This window comes from Bacillus cereus group sp. N6, from assembly GCF_016483705.1.
Taxonomy (GTDB): Bacteria; Bacillota; Bacilli; order Bacillales; family Bacillaceae_G; genus Bacillus_A; species Bacillus_A wiedmannii.
The window spans coordinates 23665-40668 of record NZ_JAEHBI010000015.1; the positions used below are offsets into that span (position 1 = coordinate 23665).

The window sequence follows — 17004 nt, forward strand, 5'->3', positions numbered from 1 at the left end:
GTTTATTATGGTAGTAAATTTTGATAGTATTTACAATAAAATGTATTAAGTTTTAAAACAGCTTGTAATACTTTTTTTGGATCATTTTTCTCAAGCATTTGTGTAATTGATAAATAATATAACTTGTCATTTAATTGGTTTAATTTTATGGTCATTCTTAACCCTTTAAGTTCGTTTAGCATTAAATGATATCTTTTAGCATCGTCGGGATTACTAGGGATATTTTGTTTTATAATACGCTCACAATCTAGAGCTAAACTTATAAATTCATGATGATTTGTCATGCTATCCTCCTAATAAATTTTATTGTAACCAACTGTTATCTATCTTATTAATCCAGTATTGCATAGCTCCACCTTCTCTATATTCTTGAACTATACTTGTACCTTTAAGATATTGAGTTTGCGAAGCTGTAAATCCTTTAAGTATTCTCGTTCCTTTAGGTACCGTGATTTTATATTGTATATTAAGTGGATTCCCCCAAGCTTCTAATACGGCTAACTCATTTCTAGTTTCTTCAATATTTCTTTCTTTATCTCCCCACCAATAACCAAGACCATATTTAGATTCCGGTTCACCAGCCTTGCTTCTTCTATATAAAGTAAGTAGCTGATCAGTCTCTATAATTTCTATTTTTAATTCCTTAAATGCTAATACATCCGAATTTGTTTCTTTAAAATCAAAATTAGAAAATCCTGAAGAACGTATTACCTCTCTCTTTAAACTTGCTCGTTCCATTATACTCAGATTTAAATTATCTATTTTATCTAGGGCCTGATTCATTTCTTTAACTGACCAATTATTCAAATCACTATTTCTAATATAGCTAATTTTTTCTCCTAGATTAGTATTATCATTAAAAACACTAGTCATTTGCTCAATATTGCTTAAATTGATATTTTTTTCCTTTGCATATGTAACTGATAAAGGAAAAGAACTTATTAATAAAATTAACATGATTATAATAGAAAAATACTTTTTCATACTTAATTCTGTCTCCTTATATGAATCTATTTTTAACTATTTCAATTAGAAATAAAATCTAATTTTCTTAAAATAAATTTCCATACCGTTTCTTCTCCTGTAATGACAGAAGCTCTACCAACCATTCCTGTATGTAATTCTTGTAAATCTTTTGTATCAATTGTGGCTTCTAGTTCATACATATACCCTTTCGTATTTTTATCAAAAGTAGGATATGCTGATACATATGTTATTTGCCCCATTTGTTTATCCGTTTTCTGTAACTTAAACGAATATTGTACTTTATCTCCTTTTTTTATTCCTTTTATCTCTTGAGCTGGTAATAAGATTCTTACTTTTTTTTGGTCTTCTTTTGGGATAATCGAAACAATTTCTTGGCCAGGATTAATTAAATCCCCTTGTTGTAAGATGGCAGGAAATTGTACAATCCCGTCTTTTTGTGCTTTTATAATTGTCGTTTCATTTTGATGACGCAGTCCATCTAACTCTTGCTTTTTAATAAATAGTTCTTGTTCTAGGGATTGAATACGTTGATTCACTGAAATCATAGATTCTTCTTTATATTGTTTTAAAGCATCTTTCTTTTGTTCTTGCTTTCCTTCTTTAGTAACATCCACTTTTGTTCTTTCATGCTCTAAAGTTTCTTTTCGTTGTTTAATACGCTTTTCTACACTATTTTTTTGGGATTCTAAATTTTCTTTTTTATCATCCATTACTTGTTTTTGTTCTTCTAATATATTTTCTTTTGTTTTTTGTTTTTCAATTATGTCTATTTCTCTTTGGATATTTTCGTTTTCTGCAATTAATCCTTGTAAAACTTCATCTTGTTCGCTTGAAATTTTACTATTTTCTATTGTTTTTATTTCATTGTCTTTTTCATTTTGTATAGATTGATATCTTTGATCATAAGCCTGATATTCTTCTCTTATTTTTTTATCCACATCATCAAGAAAAGAAGATTTATGAGACTGGATACTCTCTTTCAACTGTTCTAACATCCCTTTTTGTTTTTCTAAATGTTCCACAATTTGATTCATCTGATTTTGTTTATCTGTTAATTCCTGATTTTTTAATTGAATTAAAATATTTCCTTTTTTCACTTCATCACCAGGCTTAACAGCAACCGTATCAACCACACCTACAATTTGAGTACGAGACACACTTGCATCTGATTTTCCTTGTATCATTGCCGTTCCCTTACTTACAATATCTATCTTACTGACATAAGCCCAGATTAAGAAAACAAATAAGCTCATCAAAAGAAAAACAAGTAATCCAGCAATAAAACGAGGTGGTTTTCTTTCTAATAATTCCTTACTATCATTTAGTTGATCAAACGAATAAAGCTTACTCATCTTGAACACCTCGCATTGCATAAGATTGAGATTCTATGTGTTCTATATGAACAGTTTGATTCTTCCACAAACGGTAATACTCTCCTTTATGGAATAATAATTCTTCATGGGCGCCTTGCTCTTTAATATTTCCTTGTTCCATCACGAAAATTTGATTTGCATGCTGTATTGTACTTAATCGATGCGCAATCATAATTACAGTAACTCCTTGTAATCCCAACTCCTTTAACATATCCGTAATATGTTTTTCCGTTGTAGAATCTAAATTACTTGTCGCTTCATCTAAAATTAAGATATCTGGTTTTTTTAATAACGCTCTTGCAATTGCTAAACGTTGTCTTTGTCCACCAGATAAATTGGACGCATTTTCTTCTAAAAGAGTTTCATAACGTAACGGTAATTCACCGATAAACTCATGTATACAAGCTTGCTTACATACGTCTATAACCTCTTCTAGAGTAACTGGTCGTGCTAAACCAAAACATAAATTTTCATAAATAGAAGCACTAAAGAAGAATGACTCTTGAGAGACATATGCAATTCGATCACGTAATGCAGTACGGCTTATCTCTTTGATATGATAATCATCATAATATATATTTCCTTGCTGAGATTCATAATAATGCATTAATAGTTTTGAAATGGTTGTTTTACCTGATCCACTCTCTCCTACAAATGCTACTTGACTACCTGATTCAATTGAAAAACTTATGTTATTTAGTACATTTTTACGTGTTCCATAACGAAATGTAACATTTGAACATTGTATTTTACCTGATAATTTTTTAGGAGATACTTTATTATCCTCTTTTTCACTCTTTTCTTGATCTAAATCAAAAATTTCATTTAATCGTTCTCCAGCGACTAGTGCAGATTGCATGGTAGGCTGAATACCAATCAAATTTTCAATTGGATTTAAAAAATATACTAAAAGTGCATTATATGTAATTAACTCACCTATCGTCATATTCCCTTTTAATACTTGTATGGAACCAACCCAAAGGATGATAGTTCCACCAATTAATTCAAGTCCCATTTTAATAGAACCTTGTAAATTGGATAGCATTCCTCTTTTAAATACATGCCTTAATAGATTAATAAAACGACTTTCAGTTTGAAAAAACACTTCTTTTTCTGCGTTATAAGACTTTACAGTTGCAATTCCATTTAAAGATTCTACTAAATAGGAATTTAATTTTGCATTACTTTCCATTTCTTTGCGATTAATGGATTGATACGGCTTATGGAAGGCAAAAATAATACCAATATAGAAAGGTATTAATAATAAAGTCACACCAAATAAAATGGGACTATGGATATATAACAAAACAGCTCCTATTGTAACCATTAATGTATCAATCATTAAAGTAACTGTTATGGTTGACAAAGCATCTCGTATTTTACTCGCGTCCATAAATCGAGAAATAATTTCACCCACTTTTCTTGTTTCAAAGAAATTCATTGGTAATCCTACAACATGACGATAGTACCCAAGCATTAAATGAATATCTATTCTCCTACTCAAATATAAGATTAAATGAGTGCGAAAATAAGAAAGAAGTATCTTAAATATATACAATATAATAATTCCAATTGATACAATATGAAGTGTCTGTATCAATTGATTTGCCACGATATCATCAATTAAAAATTTAAAATAAAATGCTCCCAATAACCCAAATAAATTAAAGAAAATAGAAGCAAAAAACAATGGTATTAATAAATTTTTTTGTTGTTTTAATAATAGGAGAAATCTTGAAAATGTTCCCTTTGATTCTTTTCCTTTTTGAAAATTTTGTCCAGGAGACATTAATACAAGAATACCTGTCCACATTTGGCAGAATTCTTCTAACAAGTACGTAACCAATCCCTTTTCTGGATCAGCAATATAAATTTTATTATCTTTAACTTTATGAATTACTACATAGTGTAACAAACCACCATTGACTACAACATGAGCAATTGAAGGTAATGGAATTTCTTTTAAATCTTCGGGTTTTGTTGCTTTTACAGCTTTCACTTCAAACCCTAGCTTTTCACCAGCCTCCATCAAACCTTTAATATTTGTTCCCGCTAAATCTGTACCAGCCACTTCTCTAATCTTTGAAATAGAAGTAGTAAACCCATAATGGCGAGAAATCATCGCTAGACATGCTGGACCACAATCTTTTAAATCCTGTTGCCTAATACAAAAAAACTCTTTTTTGAACAAAATCGCAGCCTCATTTCCTTTATATTTAAATATAACAAGTTAAATATTATATCTAAATATAATAAAAAAATAGACAATATGTAATTTTGCATATTGTCTACCTTTCCTGGAAATAAGTGTCATTATAAAACCCATGATTGTTATATCGCAATTAAGGGATTTCAATAATAACATTTTTATAATATTAACTAATTAATTACGTGTAATAATCAAAAACATAATAATAAGGGGTATGAATCATTATGAAATTAGAATTACTTACAGAAAAAGAACTTTTAGAAATTTCAGCTGGTGGAGCTGGTAAATGTGTAGCAGGTATCGCTTCTGGCGCAGTTGGTGGATTCCTAACAGGAGCTAGCTACACTTGGGAATTTGGTCCTGCTGTAGTTTATGGCGGCGGAGTAGGCGCTTTAGCTGGCGGCGTTGCTGGCGGAGTTGGTAGTTGCTAATAAAAAATAAAAGGAGAATCATATTATGAACTTAGAGACACTTACAGAAAAAGAACTTTTAGAAATTTCAGCTGGTGGAGCTGGTAAATGTGTAGCAGGCATCGCTTCTGGCGCAGTTAGCGGATTCCTAACAGGAGCTGGATACACTTGGGAATTTGGTCCTGCTGTAATTTATGGCGGCGGAGTAGGCGCTTTAGCTGGCGGCATTGGTGGTTGCTAATAAATTATATATCTAATAATGATTAGAATGAAAAAAGCGATTAAATTAGGTTTTTAATTTAATCGCTTTTAATTTATATAAGCTAGAACTAGCAATTGTAATATGTATAAAATTTCTTACCTTCTAACGGTATGCTTAAAATATATGTTATCCAATTTTAGAATTTACAGAAAGAAAGGTTTAATTCTATAGACCGTATTTCACTTATATTCTAATTTCAACTAATATAACTTTTTCAAATTAAATAATGAAATTACATACATGCTAGAACCAAAGAATAGGCCTGCACAAACCCATATAATAATATCAGAGAAAGAAACTGATATTTTTCCTGAGCTTAAATAAGGAAAAACATAACACATTAATATAAACATTTCAAAGGTCCAAAGCAAACCCGCTCTAATACTAGATTTTTTAATCTGTTTTTTCTTTTTAAAAAATTCTTCTTTTGTAGAGCACTCTATATCATTCAATCTTTTCTTTTTTAATTTCCACATTAGATAGTTAGCGTAAAGCATATTGACCACAAAGGTAATTATAGTTCCTATGGATAAAGTGTGATTAATAGTATCAACTACTAGCATAATAAACATAGCTAGTATATTTACATACCATAACATTAACCCTGCAATAGCAAACTCTTTGTTTATTTCTTGTATTTGATATTCATCTCTTTCGCTTACTTTGTTTATAAATCTTAAGTACATTTTCTCTAAGATATTTTTCATTATTACAACTCCTCCCAAAACAAATCATTTAAAGTAACTCCAAGGGCTTGACAAATCTTAATACAAAGATTTAAAGATGGGTTATATGCGCCTTGTTCAATTAAACCTATTGTTTGCCTGCTAACATTTGTCAATTTTGCTAATTCTCCTTGTGTCATACCTTTTTCAAGTCGAATCCGCTTAACTTTGGTAAGCATCTAAAAACCCTCCAATACTATAGTTTACTTTTGTTAGTTATATATTACATTTGTTTTTTATATATGTCAAGTGTCATGTATATTTATGAGATCCCAGTGCGAATTCCGACATAAAATAAGCCGAATTTTCTATTCTAAGAAAATTCGGCTCTCATTATTTGGAGGTAATCACTAGTTTTTTCATATTTTTCTTCATATTCTTTCATTCATAATCATTATTTTATATTATAATTAACACATTTAACATGCTATATCAGTTCAGTTATATGTAAAATTCCATTTTAAATAATTCATTTTGAATTTCCTTGAACTACATTTTCCATAACAAGAGGGAAAGAACAATCCGCAATACTCCTCAAATTTTCTTTTCTATGCCGTATCAATGATTGGAATTTCACTTTAGGAATCCCTTGTTTTTTTAATAAAAATCTCCTTTTATAGAAGGGGATAATATGGTACAACTTTATTTAAAAGCTACATCCATATTGGTTAATTTAAACTGTACATAACAAAAAAAATTGCCCATCAAAACTTTAGATAGACAATCCCTTTTTATTAATTTAATCAAATTTTAATTTCTTCAATGCTTCTGCTAATGCGTTGTTCAATGGTTCTTCTTCTTTTTTCTGTTGTTTCATATATTTTTGAACGTCGCGTTTATCAGCTTTGTTTCCAGATTCTTTTTTACGTCGCTCTTGGAATGTTGATAATTTCTCGCGATAGCCACATTTACATGCGAAAATTTGGCCTGCACCTTCACCACGTAATTCTAATTTCTTCTTACATTGCGGACAACGAGCGTTTGTTGTACGAGATACATTTTTACGATGACCACATTCACGGTCTTGGCAAACGAGCATCTTTCCTTTTTTGCCGTTTACCTCTAGCATTGGTTTACCACAGTCTGGACAAGACTTCGTTGAAATGTTGTCATGTTTATATTTTTTATCACTCGATTTAATTTCAGATACAATTTCTTTCGTATAGTTCTTCATTTCTGAAATGAATACTTCTTTTTTCAGTTTACCCTTTGCAATTGCCTCGAGCTTTTGTTCCCACTCACCAGTTAGTGTAGGTGATTTTAATTCTTCTGGCACTAAATCAAGTAACTGACGGCCTTTTGAAGTAATGTGAATATCTTTACCACGTTTTTCAATTAAGAATGAATTAAATAGCTTGTCGATAATATCAGCACGTGTCGCTACAGTACCTAATCCACCAGTTGATTTTAACGTATCAGCAAGTTGTTTGTTTTGCGTATCCATATATTTTGTAGGATTCTCCATTGCTGAAAGTAAAGTTGCCTCATTAAAACGTGCAGGTGCTTTCGTTTGACCTGATGTTTGCATAATTAACTTTACAGTTAATGTATCGCCTTTTTCAATGCGAGGTAGAAGTTGCTCTTTTACGTCATCCGTTACATCATCATCTTCAAAGCGGTTTTCATATACTTCTTTCCAGCCGGCATGTAAAATTGTTTTTCCGCGTGCAATGAACGTTTCATTGCCAACTTTTGTGCGTAACGTTAGTTGTTCGTATTCGAATGCTGGGAATAAAACTGCTAAGAAGCGTTTTACAACTAAATCATAAATTTTACGTTCTTTATCTGTGAAGGCCGAGAAGTTAACGTATCCTTCTGTCGGAATAATTGCGTGATGATCACTTACTTTACTATCATCAACAAATGACTTATTAGACTTGATAGGCTTTTGTAATACTTTATGTGCTAAAGGACGGTACTCTCCAACTCCGCACGCCTTTAGACGTTCTGGAAGTGTTCCAACGATATCAGATGAAATATAGCGTGAATCTGTACGAGGGTACGTTAGCACTTTATGTTGCTCATACAATTTTTGCATAATGTTTAATGTTTCTTTTGCAGAGTAACCGAACTTTTTATTTGCATCACGTTGTAATTCAGTTAAATCGTAAAGACCAGGAGAGAATGACTTCTTCTGTTTTTTATCAATTTCCACAACAGTAGCATTTTGTTTATCTAGGTTCTTTACGATGCTATCATTTTTTTCTTTATTAAAGCTACGGCTATTACCGTTTGCATCTTGCCACGTAAGTTTTAACTTATTCATTGTTTGTGCTTCGATGCCGTAGTAAGTTTGTGCTTTGAAATTCTTTATTTCATCTTCACGACTAGCAATCATAGCGACAGTAGGCGTTTGTACACGGCCACAATTTAACTGGGCATTAAAGCGCGTTGTTAAAGCTCGAGTAGCATTAAGACCGATATACCAGTCAGCTTCTGAACGTGCAACTGCTGAAGCGTATAAATTGTCATATGCCTTACCTGGTTTTAAATTTGCAAAACCATCTTTAATCGCTTTATCCGTTACAGAAGAAATCCATAAACGCTTAATTGGTTTATTCACCTTTGCTTTTTCAATTATCCAGCGTGCAACTAACTCTCCTTCTCTTCCAGCATCTGTAGCCACAACCACCTCATTAACATCATTTCGAGTGAGTTGATGTTTCACAGCATTAAACTGTTTTCCCGTTTGTTTTATAACAACTAATTTCATACGTTCTGGAAGCATTGGAAGATCTTCAAGGTTCCATGTTTTATATTTATTGTCATAAACCTCAGGGTCTGCCAGTGTCACTAAATGCCCAAGAGCCCAAGTTACTATGTATTTGTCACCTTCTAAAAATCCATTTCCTTTTTTGGTACACTTTAATACTTTTGCTATATCACGTGCAACTGATGGTTTCTCAGCAATTACTACACTCTTTACCATTTTTATTCAAACTCCTTTACTAACTATATACCGTTTAATATACCACAGTTTTCAAGAAGAACAGTAAGGAACACCTTATATATCAGCCATAATTGACATAACTCGTTTAAGAATCACCAAACAGAAGCATTAAAAAAATTAAAATTTGATTAAACAAAAAGGTTCCTACCACTATCGGTAGGAACCTTTTATTTTTAATGAATAATTTTACTTCCTTTTGCGTTCTCAACAAACTTTTCACTCGATTTGTTAATTGGTGTTTTCAGTAATAACGCAGCAACAATCATAATTACTACGAAAGCACTTAACACAAGTAAATCTCGCGTTACGATATCCCAAAGCATTCCACCTACTGTTTCACGAATTGCACTAATTGCATATGTGAACGGTAAGAACGGATAAATTGCTTGGAAGAACGCTGGTGTCATTTGAATTGGGAATGTTCCGCCCGATCCTGCTACTTGCAGTACAAGTAAAATAATCGCCATCGATTTCCCAACGTTTCCGAAAATAGAAACAAGTGAGTATACAATACAAACGAAGACTCCACCAATAAATAAACTAAATAACACAAACCAGAACTTATCGACTACGTACGTACCGAGCAAGAATATATCTCCCATCGATACGATAAACGCTTGTGAAAGACCTATCGTTAAGAATGTTAATAAACGTCCGAAGTAAATTTCATGGCTCTTATAATTCGCGCCTTCTTCATGTACTTCTACTGTTAATAATGAAACCATTAATAATGCGCCTACCCATAATGCAAGCACTGTATAGAATGGTGACATCGCTGAACCGTAGTTTGGCATCGCAAATAACTTATTCTCTTTTAAATTGACTGGATTCGCGAAGTAATCACTTTGCTTTTCAACATCATTTTTTAATAAGCGTATGATGTCTTTTAAATCCTCTTCAGATTCAAAATCACGAATTTTATTTGCTAATTCTTTAATCTTTTTCTCAGTCTCCGGCATTTCAGCTTTAATATCTGCTAATTTTTTTCTACCGTCTACTAAGCCTTTTGATGAATCTTCTAGTAATTTTTTAACATCTGGAAGCTTTTTGTCTGCTTCTTTTAAAATTTGAGATGTGTTTTTAGACATCTCTTTTGTGCGAGCAATTGCTGCATTGAAATTTGGAGTGATTTCCGAGTCATATTTAGCTAAAATGTCACCTATTTGAGCCGAAGTACTTTTAGATACTGCGTTAATACTTTCAATAACATCTGCTGCTGGTTTTTGACCTTTATTAATAGCGTCAATTCCTTTATCAGTTAAATCGATTCCTTTTTGGAAACCATCTTTTAATTTATTCAATTTAGCAATCGTGTTATTCATGTTTTTATCACTATTTACATCTGCTAAAACTTTATTCGCATTTTCCATAACAGGAATCATATCATTAACTAAATTCTTTCCAGCTTGTAACTCTCCTCTTATATCATTTAAAGCTACTTTTGTAGAATCTAATCCGTTAATCCCTTTATTATTCAAGTCTTCTCTTGCTTTTCCAAGCTCCGTTTTTAATCTGCTGTAATTATTTACAGCCTGATCATAGCCTTCTCTACCATTGTCTAATATCTCGTTAACTTTTTTTATTTCTTGATTTAAATTCTGTTGCGCATTTCCAGCTTTATCTTTTAATTGTTCAGCCGTACTTACCGCTTTTTCAAAATCTGCTACAAACGTCGCATTATAATCTGCCTCCGCTTGGTTTACCAAATTATTTATTGCATCTAACTTTTTATTAGTAGCATCTCTTACATCTTGTTTCACTTCTTGCCCTGTACCTATAATATTAGCGATATCTTTAACGCCACCATTTGCATTTTCTATAGCTGATTTAAGATTCGTTAATTTATCTATACGTCTTTGGAAGAAGTCTTTTCCAGAATCAGTTGGTGCAGATTCTTTAAATTTAGTAAAGACATCAATTAAATATGAAACACTATCCACACGACCTTGAAGATTCTCAGAAACCTTATTAAGATCTTGTTTCGCTTTTTCTGGATCAAAATTACCATTTTGTAACCCGTTTATAACTCCTTGTGCATAAGTTGTTCCAACACGTATTGAGCCGAATACATTATTTACAGTTTGATCAATATTTTTAGCTATATCTTTATACAATTGACCATTCACCTGCGGTAATTCTGGTATCTGCGGAATAGTTATATTAGGTAACACTGGGAATTTAGATGGATCTGGAAGTGCCAGATTGAAATCAACAGATGGATTTTTTAAGAAATCCGTAATTGCCGCCGCACCATTCAAACCTGTTTGCATTGCAATTAAATTATTCTTAATAGTTCCCGGAGCACGATTCAATGTTTCATCATTTCTCGCAAAGAACGCATCTAAACTCTTAAGTGTATCCTGCCCATCATTAATAACACTCTCTACAACCGGCAACTCTTTTTGTGCTACTTTCACAACATCCTCTGCTCGAGTTGCATCATCTAACGCCTTATCCATTAATGTATTCATTTCTGGGAACTGCGCTTCTAACTTAAAGACAAGGTCTTTTACTTTCTCGATACTTGGTAAGTTTGTTTCTAAATCGATTCCAAGGTCATTGAAGATTTTAAAAATCTCACCGTTCGCTGTTTTAACGAAGTTTTTACTAATTTCTTCCGTAATACCTGATGCACCTTTTGCTGTAATTTTCGGTGCAATCGCATTTACTTTTTCATTTACATAGTAATCAAGTTCTGGCTTTTGTGGATTTTCATCCAGAACCGTTGCAATTTTTTCAGAGAAGTCTTTTTGGATTGTAATACTTGCATAATAATCCCCACGCTCAACTCCGTAAATCGCCTGCTTTTGGTCTACAAATTTCCAACCAAGATTCTTGTTTTTCTTTAGAGAATCTACAATCTCGTCCCCGATATTGATATCTTTCCCTCTTAAATTAGAGCCTGCATCTTGGTTAGAAACGGCAATGGGAACCTCTTTTGTATTTCCATATGGATCCCAAGAAGCTTTAATGTTAAACCATGCATATAACGATGGTAAAATCATTAATCCTAAAACAATAACAATTGCAGCCCAATGTTTAGCTACATTCCGTAAATCTGTCTTATAAATACGCCAAATTTGTTTCATAGAAGTTATCACCTAATTATATATTTTTCCTTCTTTAGAAAATGATACATACATTTTGCAATTATATCACTTTCTACATCGTGGATTAAACGAAAATACACTATTTTTCCCATTAAATATTTCACTTACTTCATTATATAACGAAGTAAAAAAAGTATGCATACAAAATGACCAAATTAGTTTTACATTCAATAATAACAAATATATAGGAAATGTCATAAAAAATACAAGTATTTTATCTTGGCAATACTTGTATTCCTCAAAAAAATCCTCACAGCTTTTCATCATCTGTGAGGATTTCTTCTATTATATATCTACTTGTACTTCTACACCGAAATGATCTGAAATTACATTTCTGTTCGTACCATTAAAAATGACTTTTGAAGAACGAACTTTTTCACTTTGGTTACACAATATTAGATCGATTCGTAAGTTATGTTTATTTTCATCCCAACCAGCAATCTCACCTTGGACAGTTGTTCCTTCATCCTTCTCTATTGCTAGTTCATATGTGTCATACAAACCTTTTTGCATCATATATTCATAACCTTCACCTTGTAAACGGGCGTTATTATTAAAATCCCCCATTAAGAAGGAAAGTTCATTACTATCTACACGCCCCATCAAACGATTAACTTGATCTTTGAATGATTCTTCTTCATCATTCCACCAACCGAGGTGGCAAGAGTAAAACGTTATGTTCTTATCATTATAAGCAATTTTCGCACTTACAATTTTGCGTGTTTTCCAATACGTTGTATCCTTATTTTCTGAAATAAAGAACGTATCTTCTTTTACAACATTATGCTTCGTTATAATCGCTAATCCTTCTTCATACACATCATAACCAATATGAGAGAAATCCCAAGTAATATTGTAATCTTTTACATGTAACGCTTTTAACTCTTCTAATAGTAAAAGTCCAAAATTATCTTCTTTCTTGTTACCGCATACATTTTCAGCTTGTATCGACTGACTTACTTCTTGCAATGCGATGACATCGTACTCTTCTTCTTGAATGACTTTAGCAAGATATTTTATCTTTTCCAGTTGATTCTCTTCTTGCCAAGAGTGACAGTTTAAAGTTAGCAATTTCATCTTATTACGCACCTAACATATCTTGAATGTCTGACTTTAATACGTCAGCTTTCGGACCATATACTGCTTGTACACCTTTATCTTTTACGATAAGTCCTAAAGCACCATTTTGTTTCCACTGTGCTTCTGGTGCAACAACATCTAAATCTTTTACTGTTACACGTAAACGCGTCATACAAGCATCTACGTCAGCAATATTTTCTTTACCACCTAATAAATCAATAACTTTTGTTGCTAATGAACCATCCTGTACATTTCCTGTTCCTTCTGATGACTCATCCTCATTATCAATATAGTTACCTGCACGTCCTGGTGTTGGTAAATTGAATTTTTTAATTAAGAAATTGAATAATGTAAAGTTCAGACCGAAGAACACTAATGAAACGATAACGAAATTGATTAAATCTCTTGTTAGTCCTGCATTAACCATCATCGGTGTACGAGTAATTAATTCAATAAATCCAAATGCGTGAACACGTAAGTTAATTAAATCTGCTAATGCGAATGCAAGTCCTGTTGTAATTGCATATACAACATATAATACTGGAGCAATAAACATGAACATGAATTCAATTGGTTCTGTTACACCTGTTAAGAATACTGCTAATGCAGCCGATAAGAACATTGGTTTATATTTTGCACGTTTTTCTTTATCAACATTACGGAACATCGCGAAAGCAATACCCATTAACGCTGCTGTTGAGCCAATAACTTGTCCAGCTTTGAAACGAGCTGGTACAACGTTATTTAATAAATCGTTATATGCTTTCGTATCTCCATTTGCTAGTAAATTATTTAAGTCTGTAATCCATGCAAGCCATAAAGGATCTTGTCCTGCTACAATTTGTCCAACTTTTGAACCAGTTAACATCGTATATGTTCCGCCTAGCTCTGTGTAGTTCATCGGAATCGTTAACATATGATGTAAACCGAATGGTAATAGTAAACGCTCTAACGTTCCATATACAAATGGTGCAACAACTGGTGCACTATCTTTAGATGCTGCAATCCAGCGACCGAATTCATTTAATCCACTTTGGATGAACGGCCATAAAAGTGATAATACAATTGCAGTGACTGTAGACCAAACAATTACAACGAATGGTACGAATCGTTTTCCGTTAAAGAATGCTAATGCCTGTGGTAGTTTATTATAGTTATAATATTTGTTATATAGAGTAGCTCCTAAAAAACCTGTGATAATCCCTACGAAAACTCCCATGTTTAATGCTGGTGCACCAAGTACAGAAGTAAAGTAATCTTTTACAACTAAATCTCCTGCTAATACTGAAGAAACTGTCGCTTTTGAATCCGCTAACATTTCAGCATTTACGCCAAATATAGCTCCTGTAATTCTGTTCGTTAAGACGAATGCTAATAGCGCTGCAAATGCACCACCTGCACGATCCTTCGCCCAAGATCCCCCAATTGCTACTGCGAATAAGATGTGTAGATTTGTAATGATTGCCCAACCGATGTCTTCCATTACGCGAGCGATTGTATGAACTGCGTTAATATCCCCAGCAGACATCCCAATTAACTTACCGATAGAAATCATTAAACCAGCTGCTGGCATTACAGCTACAACAACTAATAATGCTTTCCCGAACTTTTGCCAAAAATCAAAAGACGTAATTTTCATCTGTTCTTCCTCCCCTTTATTTATAACAACATAATGATTTAAATGATAATTTCTGTTTCTATTATGAAAACGATTCCTTACGTTACTTTATTTTTATCTTTACGCAACCGTTTTCATAAATCTATTTTAATAAAAGCGTTTTCACTTTGCAATAGAAATTTATTTTTTTTCATAAAAAAAGATGCTCTAAGAGCATCCTTTTTTATTATGAAATGCGATAAACCCTTGTTTCATAAGGTTTTAACGTGATTGAAGTTACTTGTTCATTTTCCGCAACTTTATAGTTATTCAAAAGCAAACGTTTGCGTTCTAGTGCAAATGAACCTTCATTATACACAGCTACCTCTTTTGAGATATTACTAATTACAACGATTTTTTCATCGTTTAATGTACGAGTATATGCATAAATTTGCGGATCATCTTCTAAAAGTAAATCATACGTACCGTAATTCAGTACATCGTGCTCTTTTTTCAAGGCAATCATTTTCTTATAGAAATTGAAAATAGAGTTCTCTTCATTCTTTTGCTTTTCAACATTAATTTCTTTATAGTTTGGATTCATACCAAACCAAGATGCACCTGTTGTAAAGCCCGCATTCATCTCATCGTTCCACTGCATAGGTGTACGTGAATTATCGCGGCAAGAAGCCCATATAATTTCCATCATATCTTGATCTGATACGCCCTCTGCAATTTTCTCTCGATATAAATTTTTAATTGCTACATCATCATAATCTTCAATATTTGGGAATTGAACGTTCGTCATCCCAATTTCTTGTCCTTGATAAATAAACGGTGTACCGTGCATAAAGAAATACATTGCTCCAAGAGCTGTTGCACTTTCACGCCAATATTGTTTATCGTCTCCCCAAGTTGAAACGATACGTGGCTTATCGTGATTCTCAATATATAAAGCATTCCATCCTTTATTTTCTAACCCTTTTTGCCATTTCGTTAATACCTTTTTCAAACCTACAACATCAAGATCTTTCTTCTTTTCTGCATCCCATAAACTTAAATGTTCGAATTGGAATACCATATTGAACTTACCTTGCTCTTCTCCAACCCAAAGCTCAGCATCTTCAATCTTAACGCCATTCGCTTCACCAACAGTCATAATATCATACTTAGAAAACGTATTTTCTTTTAACTCTTCTAATAAAGGTTGAATACCATCCACATTCATATGTTTATCAAAAGATGGTACATACTTTAGTTCTTTTGGATTTGGCATATCTTTGAAACCATCTTCTTTTTTAATATGGCTGATTGCATCCACTCGGAAACCATCAATTCCTTTATCAAGCCACCAATTAACTGTATCGTATAACACTTCGCGAATTTCTTTATTCTCCCAGTTTAAATCTGGTTGTTTACGCGAGAATAAGTGTAAATAATATTGTCCTGTTACTTCATCATATTCCCATGCCGAACCATTAAAAATACTTTCCCAGTTGTTTGGTTCCGCACCATCTTTACCATCATGCCAAATATACCAATCACGCTTCGGATTGTCTTTAGATGAACGTGACTCAATAAACCATGGATGTTCATCACTCGTATGATTAATAACTAAATCAATAATAAGCTTCATATCACGCTTATGAACTTCATCTAGTAAAGCATCAAAGTCTTCCATCGTACCAAATTCATCCATGATATCTTGATAATCACTAATGTCATAGCCATTATCATCATTAGGTGACTTATACATTGGACAAATCCAAATTACATCTATACCTAAATCTTTTAAATAATCCAGTTTTGCAATAATACCTTGTAAATCTCCAATACCATCACCATTTGAATCCATAAAGCTACGCGGATAAATTTGATACGCAACCGCTTCTTTCCACCATGTCTTTTTCATAGTCATTCTCTCCTTTTGCATCACATCAGAAATTTATGCAAACGTTTTCGTAACACTATCATAACAAAATATGAATAGTTTGCAACTGTTTTCATTGAACTCTATGTAGATTCCTTATTCTTATGCTTTATTTATTTCTCACAAAAGCAAATCTCATTCCTCACCTGCTCTTGTCCACGCACGTTACATATGCTCGGTTAAAGATTTACGAGAAAGCTTTATCAATTGGCCCGATATCGACATTAAAAATTGGCAAACTAGTTATTACGGCCCTAACTTTCAAAGATTGCGTAAAGTGAAAACCATATATGATCCTTGCAATGTTTTTCGTTTTCAACAAAGTATCCCACCCTTTCATACGTAAAAAGGAAGAACAGAATGCTGTTCTT

General features: G+C 32.7%; 13 protein-coding genes and 1 pseudogene. 3 read left to right on the forward strand and 11 right to left on the reverse strand.

Annotated features, from left to right (window positions below; translation table 11 throughout):
* Window positions 1-5: 5 nt before the first annotated feature.
* The 4 genes from JDS99_RS13190 to JDS99_RS13205 are packed head-to-tail and all read right to left on the reverse strand — an operon-like array spanning window position 6 to window position 4551.
* On the reverse strand, window positions 6-284 hold the full coding sequence (locus JDS99_RS13190) for a hypothetical protein (protein ID WP_199679065.1): 279 nt from the start codon (window positions 282-284) through the stop codon (window positions 6-8).
* 19 nt (window positions 285-303) lie between these two features.
* Window positions 304-984 (reverse strand): autotransporter, encoded by a 681-nt coding sequence (locus JDS99_RS13195; RefSeq protein WP_137013138.1) that lies wholly within the window; start codon window positions 982-984, stop codon window positions 304-306.
* A gap of 41 nt (window positions 985-1025) precedes the next feature.
* Window positions 1026-2339: a putative HlyD family type I secretion protein gene (locus tag JDS99_RS13200; protein ID WP_199679064.1), complete on the reverse strand. Its 1314-nt coding sequence runs from the start codon at window positions 2337-2339 to the stop codon at window positions 1026-1028.
* Window positions 2332-4551: a peptidase domain-containing ABC transporter gene (locus JDS99_RS13205; protein WP_199695202.1), complete on the reverse strand. Its 2220-nt coding sequence runs from the start codon at window positions 4549-4551 to the stop codon at window positions 2332-2334. The genes JDS99_RS13200 and JDS99_RS13205 overlap by 8 nt, the downstream gene beginning before the upstream one ends.
* A 242-nt stretch (window positions 4552-4793) precedes the next feature.
* Here JDS99_RS13205 and JDS99_RS13210 point away from each other — a divergent pair, with 242 nt between their 5' ends.
* Window positions 4794-5000, forward strand: coding sequence for a hypothetical protein (locus JDS99_RS13210; protein WP_199695203.1), 207 nt, complete (start codon window positions 4794-4796; stop codon window positions 4998-5000).
* A 25-nt stretch (window positions 5001-5025) separates the two neighbouring features.
* The gene (locus JDS99_RS13215; RefSeq protein WP_199695204.1) at window positions 5026-5220 is read left to right on the forward strand and encodes a Blp family class II bacteriocin; all 195 of its coding nucleotides are present in this window, start codon (window positions 5026-5028) and stop codon (window positions 5218-5220) included.
* 221 nt (window positions 5221-5441) lie between these two features.
* Here the strand turns inward: JDS99_RS13215 and JDS99_RS13220 are convergent, their stop codons facing one another.
* The 7 genes from JDS99_RS13220 to JDS99_RS13250 all read right to left on the reverse strand — a co-directional run bounded on the left by JDS99_RS13220 (window position 5442) and on the right by JDS99_RS13250 (window position 16615).
* Window positions 5442-5948, reverse strand: coding sequence for a DUF3278 domain-containing protein (locus JDS99_RS13220; RefSeq protein WP_080786528.1), 507 nt, complete (start codon window positions 5946-5948; stop codon window positions 5442-5444).
* A gap of 2 nt (window positions 5949-5950) precedes the next feature.
* A complete protein-coding gene (locus JDS99_RS13225; RefSeq protein WP_199679141.1) occupies window positions 5951-6145 on the reverse strand; it encodes a helix-turn-helix transcriptional regulator in 195 nt (64 codons plus the stop codon).
* A 560-nt stretch (window positions 6146-6705) separates the two neighbouring features.
* Window positions 6706-8895: a DNA topoisomerase III gene (gene topB, locus JDS99_RS13230; protein ID WP_199695205.1), complete on the reverse strand. Its 2190-nt coding sequence runs from the start codon at window positions 8893-8895 to the stop codon at window positions 6706-6708.
* 194 nt (window positions 8896-9089) lie between these two features.
* Window positions 9090-12005, reverse strand: a complete 2916-nt coding sequence (locus JDS99_RS13235; RefSeq protein ID WP_199695206.1) for a YhgE/Pip domain-containing protein — start codon at window positions 12003-12005, stop codon at window positions 9090-9092.
* A 306-nt stretch (window positions 12006-12311) separates the two neighbouring features.
* Window positions 12312-13103, reverse strand: coding sequence for an endonuclease/exonuclease/phosphatase family protein (locus JDS99_RS13240; protein ID WP_199695207.1), 792 nt, complete (start codon window positions 13101-13103; stop codon window positions 12312-12314).
* Window positions 13104-13107: 4 nt separating this feature from the next.
* The gene (locus JDS99_RS13245; RefSeq protein ID WP_000705549.1) at window positions 13108-14745 is read right to left on the reverse strand and encodes a PTS transporter subunit IIBC; all 1638 of its coding nucleotides are present in this window, start codon (window positions 14743-14745) and stop codon (window positions 13108-13110) included.
* Window positions 14746-14950: 205 nt separating this feature from the next.
* Window positions 14951-16615 carry a glycoside hydrolase family 13 protein gene (locus JDS99_RS13250; RefSeq protein WP_199695208.1) on the reverse strand — a complete coding sequence of 555 codons (1665 nt, stop codon included), beginning with the start codon at window positions 16613-16615 and terminating at the stop codon, window positions 14951-14953.
* Window positions 16616-16796: 181 nt separating this feature from the next.
* Here JDS99_RS13250 and JDS99_RS13255 point away from each other — a divergent pair.
* Window positions 16797-16979: pseudogene (locus JDS99_RS13255) on the forward strand (BBE domain-containing protein); the annotation flags it as partial.
* Between the last annotated feature and the right edge of the window lie 25 nt (window positions 16980-17004).

Bases quoted from the DNA above. Each gene is read 5' to 3' on its own strand.
- JDS99_RS13190 (WP_199679065.1), bottom strand. From the start codon at position 284: ATGACAAATCATCATGAATTTATAAGTTTAGCTCTAGATTGTGAGCGT.
- JDS99_RS13195 (WP_137013138.1), bottom strand. From the start codon at position 984: ATGAAAAAGTATTTTTCTATTATAATCATGTTAATTTTATTAATAAGT.
- JDS99_RS13200 (WP_199679064.1), bottom strand. From the start codon at position 2,339: ATGAGTAAGCTTTATTCGTTTGATCAACTAAATGATAGTAAGGAATTA.
- JDS99_RS13210 (WP_199695203.1), top strand. From the start codon at position 4,794: ATGAAATTAGAATTACTTACAGAAAAAGAACTTTTAGAAATTTCAGCT.
- JDS99_RS13215 (WP_199695204.1), top strand. From the start codon at position 5,026: ATGAACTTAGAGACACTTACAGAAAAAGAACTTTTAGAAATTTCAGCT.
- JDS99_RS13220 (WP_080786528.1), bottom strand. From the start codon at position 5,948: ATGAAAAATATCTTAGAGAAAATGTACTTAAGATTTATAAACAAAGTA.
- JDS99_RS13225 (WP_199679141.1), bottom strand. From the start codon at position 6,145: ATGCTTACCAAAGTTAAGCGGATTCGACTTGAAAAAGGTATGACACAA.
- topB (WP_199695205.1), bottom strand. From the start codon at position 8,895: ATGGTAAAGAGTGTAGTAATTGCTGAGAAACCATCAGTTGCACGTGAT.
- JDS99_RS13235 (WP_199695206.1), bottom strand. From the start codon at position 12,005: ATGAAACAAATTTGGCGTATTTATAAGACAGATTTACGGAATGTAGCT.
- JDS99_RS13240 (WP_199695207.1), bottom strand. From the start codon at position 13,103: ATGAAATTGCTAACTTTAAACTGTCACTCTTGGCAAGAAGAGAATCAA.
- JDS99_RS13245 (WP_000705549.1), bottom strand. From the start codon at position 14,745: ATGAAAATTACGTCTTTTGATTTTTGGCAAAAGTTCGGGAAAGCATTA.
- JDS99_RS13250 (WP_199695208.1), bottom strand. From the start codon at position 16,615: ATGAAAAAGACATGGTGGAAAGAAGCGGTTGCGTATCAAATTTATCCG.